Genomic DNA, 14,888 nt, shown 5'->3' with positions numbered 1-14,888 from the left:
TTCACGCTTCGGTGTTCGCATGAGACAGATCGACTCTTCTGAGCAGTTGCGCGTTGAGAGCGACCACGATCGTCGAGAGCGACATCAGGATCGCGCCGACCGACATCGGCAGAACGAAGCCGACGGGGGCGAGCACTCCGGCAGCCAGCGGCACGGAGATCAGGTTGTAGCCGGCGGCCCACCAGAGGTTCTGGGTCATCTTCCGGTAGCTCGCACGGGAGAGGTCGATCACCGACAGCACCGAGCGCGGGTCGTCGCCGGCGAGGATCACGCCTGCTGAGGCGATCGCGACGTCCGTACCCGCGCCGATCGCGATGCCGACGTCGGCCTGCGCGAGTGCGGGTGCGTCGTTGACTCCGTCACCGACCATCGCGACGCGGCGCCCTTCCGCCTGCAGCTCACGCACCTTGGACGCCTTGTCCTCCGGCCGCACACCGGCGTAGACGCGGTCGATGTCGAGCTCGGCGGCCACCGCGGACGCCACCGCCTCTGCATCGCCGGTGATCATCACGACCTGCACGCCGCGAGAGTGGAGGGCGGCGACGGCCTCACGCGATTCGGGTCGGATCTCGTCGGCCAGGCGCAGCGCGCCGGTCACCCGGCCGTCCACCAGGACGTGGAGGATGATCGCGCCTTCCTGACGCCAGTCGTCTGCGATGGGCCGCTCTTCGCCCTTCTCCTGTTCGAGGAGCCGAGGACCGCCGACCTGCACGGTTTCCCCGTCTACGACGGCGCGCACGCCGATCGCCGGCGATGACGAGAAGTCGGACGCGGCCGGGACGGTGAGACCCCGTGCTGCGGCCGCGCCGACGATGGCCTTCGCGAGCGGATGCTCTGAATCGCTCTCGGCTGCGGCTGCGAGTGCGAGCAGAGCGTCGCTGGAACGGTGCGCCGTGGTGTCCACGGCGGTGACTGTCGGCGCACCCTTTGTGAGGGTTCCGGTCTTGTCGAACAGCACGACGTCGACGGTCCGCATGCTCTCCAGCGCGAGTCGGTCCTTGACGAGGACGCCTGCTCGCGCAGCGCGCTCCGTCGCGATAGAGACCACCAGCGGGATGGCGAGGCCGAGCGCGTGAGGGCAGGCGATCACGAGGACGGTGACGGTGCGGATGATCGCCTGATCCGGCATTCCGAGCGTCGACCACGCCACGGCGGTGATGGCCGCCGCTCCGAGCGCGAACCAGAAGAGCCACCCTGCGGCCTTGTCGGCGATCCGCTGCGCGCGCGACGAGGAGTTCTGCGCTGCCGTGACCAGTCGCTGGATGCCGGCGAGCGCGGTGTCAGCGCCGACCGCGGTGATCTCGACGCGCAGGCCGGAGTCGGTCGCCACGGTACCGGCGACCACCTGGTCGCCGACGGTGCGACGCACAGGCTGGGATTCACCGGTGATCATCGATTCGTCGAGGTGCGCGCTGCCTTCGCGGATCGTGCCGTCGGCAGGCAGCCGGGAGCCCGGCCTGACCATCACGAGGTCGCCTTGGCGCAATGCGTCGGGGGAGACAGTCGTGATCGTGTCGCCGTCGATGCGTTCGGCTTCGTCGGGGAGCAGTGCGGCGAGCGAGTCGAGCGCCGAGCTCGTCTGAGCGAGCGAACGCATCTCGACCCAGTGTCCGAGCAGCATGATGACGATCAGCAGGGCGAGCTCCCACCAGAACTCGAGCTCGTGGTGAAGGATGCCGAGGGTCGCGCCCCATGAGGCGAAGAAGGCCACCGTGATCGCGAGCGCGATCAGCAGCATCATGCCAGGAGTGCGGGCGCGAAGCTCAGAGACAGCGCCGGAGAGGAACGGAGCGCCTCCCCATGCGTACATCACTGTGCCGAGCACTGCGGAGACCCACACCGCCCACTCGGGGAGCTGATACCCGAGCACCATGCCGAACATCGGGGACGTGGCGACGACCGGTACCGCGACGATGAGCATGATCCAGAACAGGCGTCGGAACTGACCGACGTGATCGGCATGGTCGTGATGCCCGTGCGAAGCGTGTTCGGCAGGAGCCTTCGCGTGCGCGTCGTGCTCGTGCGCAGCCGGCTCATGCTCGGCATGCTCCCGTACGACGTGCGTGTGATCGTCGTGGTGTGCGTGCGTCATGATCTCATCCTTCCGAAGGGGTCGATCAGTCACAACCGTATACCCCTAGGGGGTATTCCCGAAAGGGGCACGTGCACGAAGAAGGGCCCGAGTCTTCCGACTCGGGCCCTTCTCGTGATTGGGGTGGCTAACGGGGCTTGAACCCGCGACCCCCGCGACCACAACGCGGTGCTCTACCAACTGAGCTATAGCCACCATGTGCCTACCGGGGCAGGCAACCAGACGATTCTATTACACGTCTGAGGTGAACGACGACACGGTGCGTTCTGCGATCGCACGAGCCTCGTCGCTGGACGGCCCCGGCTCTGCGACGAAGACCGCCTCGCGGTAGTACTGCATCTCGCGGATGGACTCGAGTATGTCTGCGAGGGCGCGGTGGCCGCCGTCTTTGGCCGGTGCCTGGAAGAACACGCGGGGGTACCAGCGGCGCGAGAGCTCCTTGACGCTGGAGACGTCGACATTGCGGTAGTGCAGCCACTGATCGATCTGCGGCATGTACTTCGCGAGGAACATGCGATCGGTGCCGATCGTGTTGCCCGCCAGGGGCGCCTTGCGCTCGAGCGGTACGAATCGCTTGATGTACTCGAGGGTCTGGGCCTCGGCGTCCGCCAGGGATACTCCGTGGGGGATCTCGTTGATCAGCCCGGACGACTCGTGCATCTTCGTCACGAAATCGTTCATGTTGGCCAACGCCGAGTCGTTGGGCCTGATGACGACCTGGAAGCCGGGATCGAGCGGACGAAGCTCGAAATCGGTGATGACGACGGCGATCTCGACGAGTTCGTCAACCGAAAGATCGAGTCCCGTCATCTCGCAGTCGATCCAGACGAGTCGATCATTTTCGGACGCAGATACCATGCGCTCAGTCTACTGAGGGCATGGACATCGGCCTTCCTCGGTCCCCCAGGCACGATTCGAACGTGCGACCGGCGACTTAGAAGATCGATGCTCTTCCGCTGAGCTACTGGGGGTCGTCTTCTAGATTAGCGACACTTTGGCCGACGTTGTTCTCAGCCGGTCCCGGTGGGTTCTTTCGTCGCACGCGCCATTCCCGCGCATACGCGTTGCGGCGCTGCCGACAAGGTTCGCAGAGGCACCCCCTGCGACCCTTGCTTCCCCCGCCATGCGGAGTGAGTGTTCGATGGGCGGTGGTCGCGGGGACGACGGGGATCGGGATTCCCATCTTTATCAGATGCTTTCGGTGCCCTGCCCTTTCGGAGGTGCGCCGGCGGTGACAGTTGGCGCACACCACCTCGCACTTGGCGATCTCGCTCTCGATCAGTGACCACGAGCGGGTCGAAGCGCTCACTGCACGCGATATCTCAAACCTCTTGTCTACGCCGGGTAGATGATCGAAATCGAGGACCACCGGATCTGATTCGCCGCAGTCAGTGCACGCGTGAACGCTGAGATGGTCCATCATGCGCAGAAAATTGAGATAGCGGTGGCGCGCCTGCATAGCCTTCAGGCGTTCGCCTTTGCTGGGCACAACTCAGCCGTTGCGAAGCGCCTGCACCGCGTCATCAGGGCGCCAGAACTCGCCGACGATGCGGAACGCGCCGGTCGCCAGATGCAGGCGCTCGGCGCGATAGCGCAGTCCGTGAGGATCGGCGACGATGCGAACGTGGCCGAGGATGCGACCGTCGGCGTCTTGGACCCGCCAGAGCTGTTCCGACGCTCTCACGAGCCGCTCTCTTCTCGACTCGAGCTGCGGGGTGGCATAACGCACCTCTGGCAGGTGCAGGATCTGTGTATCGGACATCTGGTTCTCCTTCCGGTTCGAACATATGACCGACCACGGACATCGAGGCCGCTGTGGGTCAGCAGCCTTTCCTCCACTGATCAGGTGTTCGTCGCTTTGTCCACCGATCGCGGGTTATGTGCCCCGCTCGATGGGCACGACGAGGCACTCTGGGGCGATCCGGGCGCGTCCCGGCACAGATGGAAGAGGAGATTGACATGAACGACAACGTGACGATCCTGGGGCGCGTCGGCGCCGACCCGAAACGGAGCGAGACCGCGAACGGTGTCGCGGTGGTGAACCTCCGCGTCGCCAGTCCGCAGCGCCGCTTCGATGCGAAGACCCAGACGTGGCTCGAGACAGGCACCAATTGGTACAACGTCTCCGCGTTCCGTCAGCTCGCCGATCATGTGAAGGCGTCGCTGCACCAGGGCGACGGAGTCATCGTGACCGGGAAGCTCAAGCTGCGCGAATGGGAGAACGCGGAACGCAAGGGGATGAGCGCCGACATCGATGCCGAGGCGATCGGGCACGATCTGCGGTGGGGCGCCAGCGCCTTCGCGAAGGCGAGCCGCCCCGCAGCCGCGCCCGAATCATCGCACGCGGACGTCGACCTCGCGACCGGGGAGGTGCTCGACGCCGAGCCCGATGCGGAAGCCGATGACTCCGACGGCGAGCCCGGGGCATCCACGGATCCTGCGATGGCGCTCGTCGGTGGCCCGTGGTCGGCCGAGGACTGATCCGGCGCAGCAGGCGCACCGGCTGAGGCCCTGCGACACGGCGAGGTGGGGAGGACGACCGGGTCACCATAGACTCGGAGCGTGCCCCGTCGACTCCCCACCGCTCGTCTGCGTCTCGTGGCGGCAGGCGCGGTCATGGCGCTCGGTCTCGGCCTGGCCGCGTGCGCACCGGACTCGCCGGTGCAGCCGCCGTCGAGCCCGACCGCCAGCGCCGGATCCGCCTCGGCGGCGCAGACGGCGGAAGCACCGACCATTCAGCCCGACGGGACGGCAGAGGACAACCTTCCGCTCTTCTCCGCGATCACCGAGCAGGTGTGGTCGTCGGACGAACGCGCAGCCGGGCGTGCGTATGTCGACGCTCTCACCGCGGCAGGTTTCGATCGCAATGCGATGCAGGTGACGAAGGACGTCACGACCGTCGGCAACCCCGTGGAGAGCCTGCAGTTCTCGGTGCGCTGGGGCGAAGCGCACTGCCTCGTCGGACAGGTCGGTCCCTCGACGGGGGAGCCGGTCACCGCGGTCGTGGATCAACTCGCCGAAGGACGCTGCTTGATCGGCGAGACGCGACCGATCGACTGGTGATCCATAGCCGGTAGGCTGGAGTGTCGATCTTCGACGCCTACAAAAGGAGCGGTTCTCAGTGGCTGAGTACATCTACTCGATGGTTCGTGCGCGCAAGGCGGTGGGCGACAAGCTCATCCTCGATGACGTGACGATGTCATTCCTCCCGGGGGCGAAGATCGGCATGGTCGGCCCCAACGGCGCCGGTAAGTCGACGATCCTCAAGATCATGGCGGGTCTCGACCAGCCGTCCAACGGCGAGGCGAAGCTCACGCCGGGCTTCAGCGTCGGCATCCTCATGCAGGAGCCCGAGCTCGACGAGTCCAAGACCGTCCTCGAGAACATCCAGGACGGCGTCGCGATCAAGGCGAAGCTCGACCGCTTCAACGAGATCTCCGCGCAGATGGCCGACCCCGACGCGGACTTCGACACGCTGCTCGCCGAGATGGGCGTGCTGCAAGAGGAGATCGACGCGGCAGACGGCTGGGATCTTGACTCCCAGCTCGACCAGGCCATGGACGCACTGCGCACTCCTCCGGGAGACGCCGAGATCGCCCCGCTCTCCGGTGGTGAGAAGCGCCGCGTCGCACTCGCCAAACTCCTCCTGCAGAAGCCCGACCTGCTGCTCCTCGACGAGCCCACCAACCACCTCGACGCCGAGAGCGTGCTCTGGCTCGAGCAGCACCTGCAGGCGTACAAGGGTGCCGTCATCGCCATCACTCACGACCGGTACTTCCTCGACAACGTCGCGGAGTGGATCGCCGAGGTCGACCGTGGCCGCCTCATCGGCTACGAGGGCAACTACTCCACGTACCTGGAGAAGAAGGGCGAGCGTCTCGCCATCCAGGGCAAGAAGGACGCCAAGCTCGCCAAGCGCCTGAAGGACGAGCTCGAGTGGGTTCGCTCCAGCGCCAAGGGACGTCAGACCAAGTCCAAGGCGCGTCTTGCACGATACGAGGAGATGGCGACCGAGGCGGAGCGCACGAGGAAACTCGACTTCGAGGAGATCCAGATCCCCGCGGGTCCGCGTCTCGGCAGCGTCGTCATCGAGGCGAAGAACCTCAAGAAGGGCTTCGGCGACCGCACGCTGATCGACGGACTGAGCTTCAGCCTCCCGCCCAACGGCATCGTCGGCATCATCGGCGCCAACGGCGTCGGCAAGACCACGCTGTTCAAGACGATCGTCGGCCTCGAGCCGCTCGACGGCGGCGACCTGAAGATCGGCGAGACGGTCAAGATCAGCTACGTCGACCAGTCCCGCTCCAACATCGATCCGGACAAGAACCTGTGGGAGGTCGTGTCCGACGGGCTCGATTTCATCACGGTCGGCAAAACGGAGATCCCCTCTCGCGCCTACGTGTCGAAGTTCGGCTTCAAGGGTCCGGATCAGCAGAAGAAGGCCGGTGTGCTCTCCGGTGGAGAGCGCAACCGTCTGAACCTCGCCCTGACCCTGAAGGAGGGCGGCAACCTGCTGCTCCTCGACGAGCCCACCAACGACCTCGACATCGAGACGCTGAGCTCCCTCGAGAACGCCCTGCTCGAGTTCCCCGGTTGCGCTGTGGTCATCACGCACGACCGGTGGTTCCTCGACCGCATCGCGACGCACATCCTCGCGTATGAGGGCACGGACGAGAACCCGGCTCAGTGGCACTGGTTCGAGGGCAACTTCGAGTCGTACGAGAAGAACAAGATCGAACGTCTCGGCCCGGACGCGGCGAACCCGCACCGTTCCACGCACCGCAAGCTGACGCGTGACTGACGCTCCCACCGGCGCCGCGTCGAGGCTGCACGTCCCCATCCACCTGCGATGGGGCGATCTCGACGCGTTCAACCACGTCAACAACACCTCGATGCTCAAGCTCCTCGAGGAAGCGCGCGTGCGCGCCTTCTGGGCGGCGGAGGAGGGCGAGACGGCGCCACCGACGGCCGTACTCAACTCCGGCATCGAGGCGGGCACTCTGACGCTCATCGCGCGGCAGGAGATCGAGTACCTCGCGCCTGTGCCGTATCAGCGTCGTCCGCTCGAAGTACAGATGTGGTTCGGCAAGCTCGGCGGTTCCAGCCTCGAGGTCTGCTACGAGGTGTTCAACGACGCCGAGAGCGCGACGCGCGTGCTGTACGCGCGGTCCACGGCCGTGATCGTCCTCGTGGACGCGGCCACCGGCCGCCCCACGCGCATCACCCAGGAGATGCGCGACGCCTGGACGCCGTACATCGGCGAGCCGATCACCTACGCGCACCGCTGACGCTCGCGCAGGAGGTCGTGATCAGGTGGCTGGCACCCTGATCATGATCTCCTGCGTCACGCTCGCCGCCAGCACGCCGTCCTGCGTGTAGATGCGACCCGTCGCGAGACCGCGTCCGCCACGCGCGTTCGGCGACTCCTGCACGTACAGCAGCCATTCGTCGACCCGTGCCGGTCGATGCCACCACATCGCGTGGTCGAGGCTGGCGACCTTGAGTCCCGGCGTCGCCCATGGCACGCCGTGAGCGCGCAGGATCGACTCCTGGATGCTCATGTCGCTGAGGTACGCGAGCGCGGCGCGATGCAGCCGCTGATCCTCCGGCATCGGCGCTCGCATCCGCATCCAGACCGCCTGGTGCGCCTTGCGCTCCCCGTCGGCCACGACGTACAGCGGGGATTCGACATGACGCATGTCCACCGGCCGCTCCGTCAGCATCCGCAGCGCCCGTGGATGGACGCCTTCCACCCGCTCCTCGTCGGACGGAAGATCATCTGGTGCGGGGATGTCCTGCGGCATCGGCTGCGCGTGCTCGACTCCCGGCGCCTCATCCTGGAAGGACGCGATCATCGAGAAGATCGGCACGCCGTTCTGATACGCCTGCGAACGCCTGGTCGAGAAGGACCTGCCGTCATGAATGCGATCGACAGCGATCGTCAGCCCCTGAGTCGAGTCGCCAGGGCGCAGGAAGTATCCGTGCATCGAGTGCACGGCCCGATCCTCGGACATCGTCCGCTCAGCCGCGATGAGGGACTGGCCGAGCACCTGACCGCCGTAGATGCGTCCGGTCGGCATGCTGTGCGAGCGACCGGTGAAGATGTCCTCCTCGGTGCGCGCCTGCGTCTCGTCGAGATCCAGCACCTCGAGCAGGTGGTCGACGGATGCCTGAGCCTGTGCCGCTGCGCTCATGGCGCTCCTCCCCGCGACCGTTCAGCCGCCTCGTTGGTAGTTTAGAACGCGTGCCCCCTCGTCTCGTTCTCTCCGATTCCGACACGGCTCGAGACGTTCTCACGTTCCTCGGCCGCGCGATGCAGGTCTCTGACGACGGCATCCGTCTGCAGGGGCGCAACGGTGTCCTGGCGGTGACGGCCTCCGCACTGGCGCCGAAGGGACTGTTCGATCAGACCCCGACCGTCCTCGCGATGCGGATCGTGCACGCCGACCCTGAGCTGGAATGCGACATCGTGGTCGACGAACTGGGTCAGGACGAGGACAAGCGGATGCTGACGCTCCCGGAGACCGGACGCTCGCCCGCATGGGCCGGGGTGGCGCCGCCGCGCGGCGGGTGGGAGCCCGCCGGTGAGCTCTCCGCTGCGACGATCGCACGGCGCGCCCAGTGGGGCATCTCCGCCGTCGCCAGGGGAGCGACGCCGGGCGCGGGCGAAGAGGCCGTGAGAGCCCTCAGAGCAGCCATCTGGGGCGAAGCGGACGAGGATCTCAGTGGTCTCGTGCGCGGCGTCGCGTTCGCAGCCCACGCCTTCGGATTCATCTCCGGCGAGGAGCAGGTTCCTGTGACGACCTCGGGACGATGGACACGGCTGGCGTTCCGCCGAGGCCATGTGCTCGCCCGCGGCCCGATGGCCACTGGCCTCACCGCCGTGCGCAGCACCGGGTCGCAGGGCTAGCTCTCCCGCGCCGCGCCGCGACCCGCCTGGCGCCCGGAGAAGAGGCATCCGCCAAGGAAGGTCCCCTCCAGTGCGCGGTATCCGTGCACGCCTCCGCCGCCGAAGCCGCTGGCCTCGCCCGCCGCATAGAGTCCGCGGATGGGCGACCGGTCAGCGCCCAGGGCTCGTCCATCGAGATCCGTCTCGATTCCGCCGAGCGACTTGCGCGTGATCACATGCAGCTTGACCGCGATCATGGGTCCTGCGGACGGATCCTGCAGCCGGTGCGGAGTCGCTGTGCGGATGAGCTTGTCACCGCGGTAGGCCCGCATGGATCGCAGCATGCCGATCTGCGCGTCCTTGGTGAAGTCGTTGTCGATCTCCCGGTCACGAGCCTCGACTTCGCGACGCACACGATCCAGATCGAGCAGGTCGCCGTCGTCGGCACGCCCCATCTGCTCGAGCAGGGATTCGAGGTCGTTCTCCACGATGAAGTCCTCGCCCTCGTCCAGAAAGGACTGCACGGGCCCCGTCGGGCCCTTCGCGAGCCTCGACTTCAGCAGCAGAGCGATGTCCTTGCCGGTGAGATCGGGATTCTGCTCGCTGCCCGACAGCGCGAACTCCTTCTCGACGATCTGGCGGGACGTGACGAACCAGGAGTGGTCGTGCCCGGTCGCACGCAGGTGCTCGAGGGTGCCGAGGGTGTCGAACCCCGGGAACAACGGCACGGGCAGACGTGTGCCCGTCGCGTCCAGCCAGAGCGACGAGGGCCCGGGGAGGATGCGGATGCCGTGCGCCGGCCACACCGGATCCCAGTTCTTGATGCCCTCGACGTAGTGCCACATCCTGTCGCCGTTGATCAGGTTCGCTCCCGCGGCTGCGGTGACCGGGTACATGGATCCGTCGACGTACGCCGGCACGCCGGAGAGCATGTGAGACGGCGGCGTGCCCAGCCGTTCCGGCCAGGCGGCGCGCACCAGGTCGTGGTTGCCGCCGATCCCGCCGGACGAGACGATCGTCGCCCCGGCCGTGATCTCGAACTCGCCCACGGCCTCTCGGGAGGAGGAGACTCCTCGAGCGGTGGCGTCGTCGAGCAGCACCTCGCCCCTCGCACCGGTCACCGCACCGTCGGCCATCAGCAGCTCGGTGACCTTGTGGCGGGGGAGGATGGTGAGCGTGCCCGTCTCCTCGGCGCGCTGCGCGGCGTCAGCGAAAGGCGCGACGATGCCCGGCCCCGTGCCCCAGGTGATGTGGAACCTGGGCACCGAGTTGCCGGGACCGATCGCCCCGTACCCGCCGCGCTCCGCCCAACCGACCACCGGGAAGAACCCGACACCCCTCTCACGCAGCCATGCGCGCTTCTCACCGGCGGCGAACTGCAGGTACGCCTCGGCCCAGGCGCGAGGCCAGCGATCCTCCTCACGATCGAATCCCGCGTTGCCGAACCAGTCCTGCGTGGCGAGCTCGAGCGAATCCTTGATGCCGAACCGGCGCTGTTCCGGCGAATCGATGAGGAACAGTCCGCCGAAGGACCACCATGCCTGTCCGCCGAGATTGGAGCGCGGCTCCTGATCCACGAGGATCACGCGTCTGCCGGCGGAAGTCGCCTCCGATGCGGCGACGAGACCGGCCAACCCCCATCCGATCACGAGAACGTCTGCGGACAGGGGCGTGGTGGTCATGGGGTCTCCGTTGAATCCTGACTGCTGCTGCGGGTCTCGAGCGTCGATCGGCCCGCGGGCGCCGGACCGATGCCCGACGGCTCCATGGTGTTCACCATGGCATATGCGGCGCGCTCCAGGTAGTCCCAGAGCGTCGCGTCGTGCAACGGTGAGAGCTGCACCTCATCGAGCGAGGTGCGCATGCAGCGCAGCCAGCGATCGCGTGCGTCCGGGTCGACGCGGAACGGCATGTGACGCATCCGCAACCGCGGATGCCCTCGCGTCTCGCTGTACGTGGAGGGGCCGCCCCAGTACTGGGCCAGGAACATCGTGAACCGCTCGGCGGCGGGGCCGAGATCCTCTTCCGGATACATCGGATGCAGGACAGGATCGAGCGCCACCTCACGGTAGAAGCCGTCGACGATCCTCTCGAACGTGGCGTACCCGCCGACCTCGTCGTAGAAGGTCATGACTCGTCCTCCGGCTTGTCCTTCGGTGCCGCCTTGGTGTCCTTCTTGCGCCAGATGCCTCGTGAGACCGGCGGCACTCCCGTGACGGCGTTGGGCTTAGTGGTGGGCGGATTCGCGCCACGCACACGACGTGCGCCCTCGGGACCCGTGGGGACGACCGATTCGAGGCTGGGGATCGAGAGTCCCATCTCCTCGATCGCGCGCTTGAGGCGCATGCGCAGTTCGCGCGCGACGTCGTCCTTCGCGTTCGCTCGGGTCTTCAGCACCACCCGGATGACGAGGGCCTCACCGGTGATCGATTCGAGTCCCCACACCTCGGGACGCTCGATGATGCGCGTGCGCCACTTGGGGTCTTTCGCGAGCCCCTGCGCGGCATCCAGGAGCGCTGCTTCGACGTCGGGGACGACGGCGTCGACAGGGACGCCGAGATCGACGATGGCGCGCGCCCAGCCCTGCGACATGTTGCCGATGCGCAGCATCTCGCCGTTGCGCACGTACCAGAGCGTGCCGTTCACGTCACGCACCTGGGTGATGCGCACACTCACGTGCTCGACCACGCCGCTCGCGAGACCCGTGTCGACGACGTCCCCGATGCCGATCTGGTCCTCAGCGACGATGAACAGGCCGTTGAGGACGTCCTTGACGATGTTCTGCGCGCCGAAACCGAGACCCGCGCCGATCGCGGCGGTGAGGAGGGTGAGGGAGCTGATCAGGTCGGGAGCGATGACCGCCATCACCATCAGCAGCGCCACGATCACGACCGCGACGTTGATGATGTTCTGCAGGATGCTGCCGAGAGTGCGCGTTCGCTGGATCAGTCGCATGTCGGCGAGGGGGGAGCGCTCGAGCGCCTGCGTGTCGTCGACGTTCGCCTTCGACTTCGCGGTGTCGACGATGCGGTGCACGATCCTGCGTACGACGAAACGGAGCGCGAATCCGATCAGGAACGCCACGGCGACGATGATCGCGATGCTGATCGCCTTGCCGCCGATCAATCTGAGGATCTCGAGGAACGACACCCACACCTCGTTCGCCGTATCAGGCGCCGGATCGGTCTCGAAGGGAAGCAACAGCACCCTCTGATCCTAGCGATCGGGCCTCTGCGACAGCTGGAAGACAGCGTCGCAGAGGCCCGATCGATGAAAGGCGGTGTCAGCTGTCGCTGTCGTCGTCCTCGGCGTCGCGTGACTGCGCGGCGAGTGCGCGCTCGACGTCCGCGAGACCTTCGCTCACGAGGCGTCGCAGTGCGGGCGCGGCCTCGCCGTTGGCGGAGAGCCAGGCACGGGTCGCGTCGCGCAGCTCGGCATTCGCCAGTGCGGTCGGGTACAGGCCGACGATGAGGTAGCTGGCGATCTGATAGGTGCGCGATTCCCACACCGGCAGCAGCATGTCGAAGTACTCCGGCACGAACTCGCCGAGCACTCCGGTGCTGTTCGGATGCCCGAAGCCCAGCGCCGCGGAGCGCACGATCGTGTTCGGCAGCGTGTCATCGTCGATGAGCGAACTCCACGCCGTGCGCTTGTCCGCCGCGGTCGGCAGGGCGGCGCGCGCCTGAGCGGCGAACTCCGCTCCCTTGGACGTGTTGTCCGCGGCGAGAGCGACGTCGATCGATGCGGCATCCGTCGCGCCGATCGACGCGAGGCCGACGAGCAGCTGCCACGAGAGGTCGGTGTCGATCTCGAGACCGGGGAGAGTGTCCTCACCAGAGCGCAGGCGCCCGACGATGCCGGCGTGCTCGGCGTTCACGAGCGAGCTCGCGAAGGCGGTGACGAACTGCAACTGGCTGTCGCTGCCGGCTTCGGCGCCGTGGGCGAGCTCCCACAGGCCGTCGGCGATCCGCAGCCGCGCGGCGTCGCGGTCGGTCGGTGCCACGTAGAGCGTTGCGGCGGTGCGCAGCTGCGCGAGCGTGGTGCGAACCGTGGTGGATTCGGACTCCTTGCCGATGTTGCGCAGTACGAGCTCGATGTAATCGGATGCTGCGCTCTCGGCGTCGCGGGTCTGATCCCAGGCCGCGCCCCAGACGAGCGAGCGGGCGAGCGGGTCGGCGATCGCGCCGAGGTGATCGATCGCCGTGGCCAGCGAACGCTCGTCGAGGCGGATCTTCGCGTATGCGAGGTCGTTGTCGTTGAGCAGCACGAGGTCGGGTCGCTTGCGGCCCTGCAGCTCCGGCACCTCGGTGCGGTCGCCGTCGACGTCGATCTCGGCGTAGTGCGTACGTGTGAGGGAGCCGTCGACCAGGTCGTAGAAGCCGATGCCCAGGCGGTGCGGGCGGATCGTGGGATAGTCGGCCGGCGCCGTCTGGGTCACCGCGAAGCGTGTGATGACGCCGTCGGAGTCCTCGGCGATGACGGGGGAGAGAGTGTTCACGCCCGCGGTCTCGAGCCATTTCTTCGACCAGGTGCTCAGATCGCGGCCGCTGGTGGCCTCGAGCTCGGTGAGCAGGTCGCTCACCTCGGTGTTGCCCCACGCGTGCTTCTGGAAGTACTGCCCGACACCGGCGAAGAACGCCTCGATGCCGACCCAGGCCGCCAGCTGCTTGAGCACAGATCCGCCCTTGGCGTAGGTGATCCCGTCGAAGTTCACCTGCACGTCTTCGAGGTCGTTGATCTCGGCGACGATCGGGTGCGTGGAAGGCAGCTGATCCTGGCGGTAGGCCCAGGTCTTCTCCATGGCGTTGAACGTGGTCCATGCTTCGGTCCATTCAGTGGCCTCGGCGGTGGCGATGGTCGACGCCCACTCGGCGAACGACTCGTTCAGCCAGAGGTCGTTCCACCACTTCATGGTGACGAGGTCACCGAACCACATGTGCGCGAGCTCGTGCAGGATCGTGACGACACGACGCTCCTTGACGGCATCGGTCACCTTGCTGCGGAAGACATAGGTCTCGGTGAAGGTGACGGCGCCCGCGTTCTCCATCGCCCCGGCGTTGAACTCCGGCACGAACAGCTGGTCGTACTTCGCGAACGGGTACGGGACGCCGAACTTCTCCTCGTAGTAGGCGAAGCCCTCCCGCGTCTTGTCGAAGATGTAGTCGGCGTCGAGGTGCTGCCACAGGCTCTTGCGCCCGTACACCCCGAGCGGGATGACATCGCCGGAGGCGCTGGTCAGCTCGGAGAACGTGGACTCGTACGGACCGGCGACTATCGCGGTGATGTACGAGGAGATGCGCGGAGTGGGCTCGAACCCCCAGGTCGCGGTCGCGTTCTCGTCGTGGTTGATGGGCTCGGGCGTGGGGGAGTTGGAGACGACCTTCCACGACTCTGGTGCCGTGATCGTGAACTGGAACGTCGCCTTCAGATCGGGCTGCTCGAACACCGCGAACACGCGGCGGGAGTCGGGCACCTCGAACTGCGAGTAGAGGTACACCTCGCCGTCGACCGGATCGACGAAGCGGTGCAGTCCCTCACCGGTGTTGGTGTAGAGGCAGTCGGCGTCGACGACGAGGACGTTCTCCTCCTGCAGACCCGAGAGCGCGATCCGCGAGTCGGCGAAGACCTCTTCAGGGTCGAGCAGTTCGCCGTTGAGCGAGATCTCTCGGACGTCGCGAGCGATCAGATCGATGAAGGTGAAGCTTCCCGGCGTCGCGCGGAAGTGCACCACGCTGCGGGATCCGAATACCTCCGCGCCCTTCGTCAGGTCGAGCGAGATCCCGTACGACTGGGTGTCGATGAGAGCGCGACGCTCCTGAGCTTCGATTCGAGTGAGGTTCTCTCCAGGCACAGCTGATTCTCCCAGGGGTTCGGGGTCGGCACCGAGATCCGACGCGGCTGGCGCCG

General features: G+C 66.8%; 13 protein-coding genes and 2 tRNA genes. 5 read left to right on the top strand and 10 right to left on the bottom strand.

Annotated elements, in window-relative coordinates:
* Position 1 precedes the first annotated feature (1 nt).
* From ACYVG2_RS14005 to ACYVG2_RS13985, 5 genes are all read right to left on the bottom strand, one after another.
* Complete coding sequence (locus tag ACYVG2_RS14005) at positions 2-2,092, bottom strand: heavy metal translocating P-type ATPase (protein ID WP_460781563.1); 2,091 nt, start codon at positions 2,090-2,092, stop codon at positions 2-4.
* Positions 2,093-2,211: 119 nt separating this feature from the next.
* Positions 2,212-2,287, bottom strand: a tRNA-His gene (locus tag ACYVG2_RS14000).
* Between the two features lie 36 nt (positions 2,288-2,323).
* Complete coding sequence (gene orn / locus ACYVG2_RS13995; protein WP_448965709.1) at positions 2,324-2,950, bottom strand: oligoribonuclease; 627 nt, start codon at positions 2,948-2,950, stop codon at positions 2,324-2,326.
* Positions 2,951-2,991: 41 nt separating this feature from the next.
* Positions 2,992-3,063 (bottom strand) — tRNA-Arg (locus ACYVG2_RS13990).
* 521 nt (positions 3,064-3,584) lie between these two features.
* The gene (locus ACYVG2_RS13985) at positions 3,585-3,854 is read right to left on the bottom strand and encodes a hypothetical protein (protein WP_448965708.1); all 270 of its coding nucleotides are present in this window, start codon (positions 3,852-3,854) and stop codon (positions 3,585-3,587) included.
* A gap of 197 nt (positions 3,855-4,051) precedes the next feature.
* On the opposite strand from ACYVG2_RS13985, the gene ACYVG2_RS13980 reads away from it, so the two are divergent.
* The 4 genes from ACYVG2_RS13980 to ACYVG2_RS13965 all read left to right on the top strand — a co-directional run bounded on the left by ACYVG2_RS13980 (position 4,052) and on the right by ACYVG2_RS13965 (position 7,380).
* Entirely contained in the window at positions 4,052-4,573 is a 522-nt protein-coding gene (locus ACYVG2_RS13980) for a single-stranded DNA-binding protein (protein WP_460781562.1), read from the top strand.
* A gap of 81 nt (positions 4,574-4,654) precedes the next feature.
* A complete protein-coding gene (locus ACYVG2_RS13975; RefSeq protein ID WP_460781561.1) occupies positions 4,655-5,155 on the top strand; it encodes a DUF6993 domain-containing protein in 501 nt (166 codons plus the stop codon).
* 58 nt (positions 5,156-5,213) lie between these two features.
* Positions 5,214-6,893, top strand: coding sequence for an energy-dependent translational throttle protein EttA (gene ettA, locus ACYVG2_RS13970; protein ID WP_460781560.1), 1,680 nt, complete (start codon positions 5,214-5,216; stop codon positions 6,891-6,893).
* The gene (locus ACYVG2_RS13965) at positions 6,886-7,380 is read left to right on the top strand and encodes an acyl-CoA thioesterase (protein WP_460781559.1); all 495 of its coding nucleotides are present in this window, start codon (positions 6,886-6,888) and stop codon (positions 7,378-7,380) included. The genes ettA and ACYVG2_RS13965 overlap by 8 nt, the downstream gene beginning before the upstream one ends.
* Before the next feature lie 21 nt (positions 7,381-7,401).
* Here the strand turns inward: ACYVG2_RS13965 and ACYVG2_RS13960 are convergent, their stop codons facing one another.
* Entirely contained in the window at positions 7,402-8,286 is an 885-nt protein-coding gene (locus ACYVG2_RS13960; RefSeq protein ID WP_460781558.1) for an acyl-CoA thioesterase, read from the bottom strand.
* Between the two features lie 50 nt (positions 8,287-8,336).
* Between ACYVG2_RS13960 and ACYVG2_RS13955 the strand changes: the two genes are divergently transcribed.
* The gene (locus ACYVG2_RS13955) at positions 8,337-9,002 is read left to right on the top strand and encodes a hypothetical protein (RefSeq protein ID WP_460781557.1); all 666 of its coding nucleotides are present in this window, start codon (positions 8,337-8,339) and stop codon (positions 9,000-9,002) included.
* Here the strand turns inward: ACYVG2_RS13955 and ACYVG2_RS13950 are convergent.
* The 4 genes from ACYVG2_RS13950 to pepN all read right to left on the bottom strand — a co-directional run bounded on the left by ACYVG2_RS13950 (position 8,999) and on the right by pepN (position 14,832).
* Positions 8,999-10,663, bottom strand: coding sequence for an FAD-binding dehydrogenase (locus tag ACYVG2_RS13950; RefSeq protein WP_460781556.1), 1,665 nt, complete (start codon positions 10,661-10,663; stop codon positions 8,999-9,001). The two genes, ACYVG2_RS13955 and ACYVG2_RS13950, sit on opposite strands and share 4 nt — an antisense overlap.
* Complete coding sequence (locus ACYVG2_RS13945) at positions 10,660-11,112, bottom strand: globin (RefSeq protein WP_460781554.1); 453 nt, start codon at positions 11,110-11,112, stop codon at positions 10,660-10,662. Before ACYVG2_RS13945 ends, ACYVG2_RS13950 begins: the two co-directional genes overlap by 4 nt.
* Positions 11,109-12,185, bottom strand: coding sequence for a mechanosensitive ion channel family protein (locus tag ACYVG2_RS13940; RefSeq protein ID WP_460781943.1), 1,077 nt, complete (start codon positions 12,183-12,185; stop codon positions 11,109-11,111). The genes ACYVG2_RS13945 and ACYVG2_RS13940 overlap by 4 nt, the downstream gene beginning before the upstream one ends.
* Positions 12,186-12,264: 79 nt before the next feature.
* Positions 12,265-14,832 (bottom strand): aminopeptidase N, encoded by a 2,568-nt coding sequence (gene pepN / locus ACYVG2_RS13935; RefSeq protein ID WP_460781553.1) that lies wholly within the window; start codon positions 14,830-14,832, stop codon positions 12,265-12,267.
* Between the last annotated feature and the right edge of the window lie 56 nt (positions 14,833-14,888).

Source organism: Microbacterium shaanxiense, assembly GCF_054779995.1.
Note: the sequence above shows the minus strand (reverse complement) of the source record. Positions and strands in the feature narration are given on the sequence as shown.

Coding starts and splice junctions, on each gene's coding strand:
- ACYVG2_RS14005 (WP_460781563.1), bottom strand. CDS start 2,092: ATGACGCACGCACACCACGACGATCACACGCACGTCGTACGGGAGCAT.
- orn (WP_448965709.1), bottom strand. CDS start 2,950: ATGGTATCTGCGTCCGAAAATGATCGACTCGTCTGGATCGACTGCGAG.
- ACYVG2_RS13985 (WP_448965708.1), bottom strand. CDS start 3,854: ATGTCCGATACACAGATCCTGCACCTGCCAGAGGTGCGTTATGCCACC.
- ACYVG2_RS13980 (WP_460781562.1), top strand. CDS start 4,052: ATGAACGACAACGTGACGATCCTGGGGCGCGTCGGCGCCGACCCGAAA.
- ACYVG2_RS13960 (WP_460781558.1), bottom strand. CDS start 8,286: ATGAGCGCAGCGGCACAGGCTCAGGCATCCGTCGACCACCTGCTCGAG.
- ACYVG2_RS13950 (WP_460781556.1), bottom strand. CDS start 10,663: ATGACCACCACGCCCCTGTCCGCAGACGTTCTCGTGATCGGATGGGGG.
- ACYVG2_RS13945 (WP_460781554.1), bottom strand. CDS start 11,112: ATGACCTTCTACGACGAGGTCGGCGGGTACGCCACGTTCGAGAGGATC.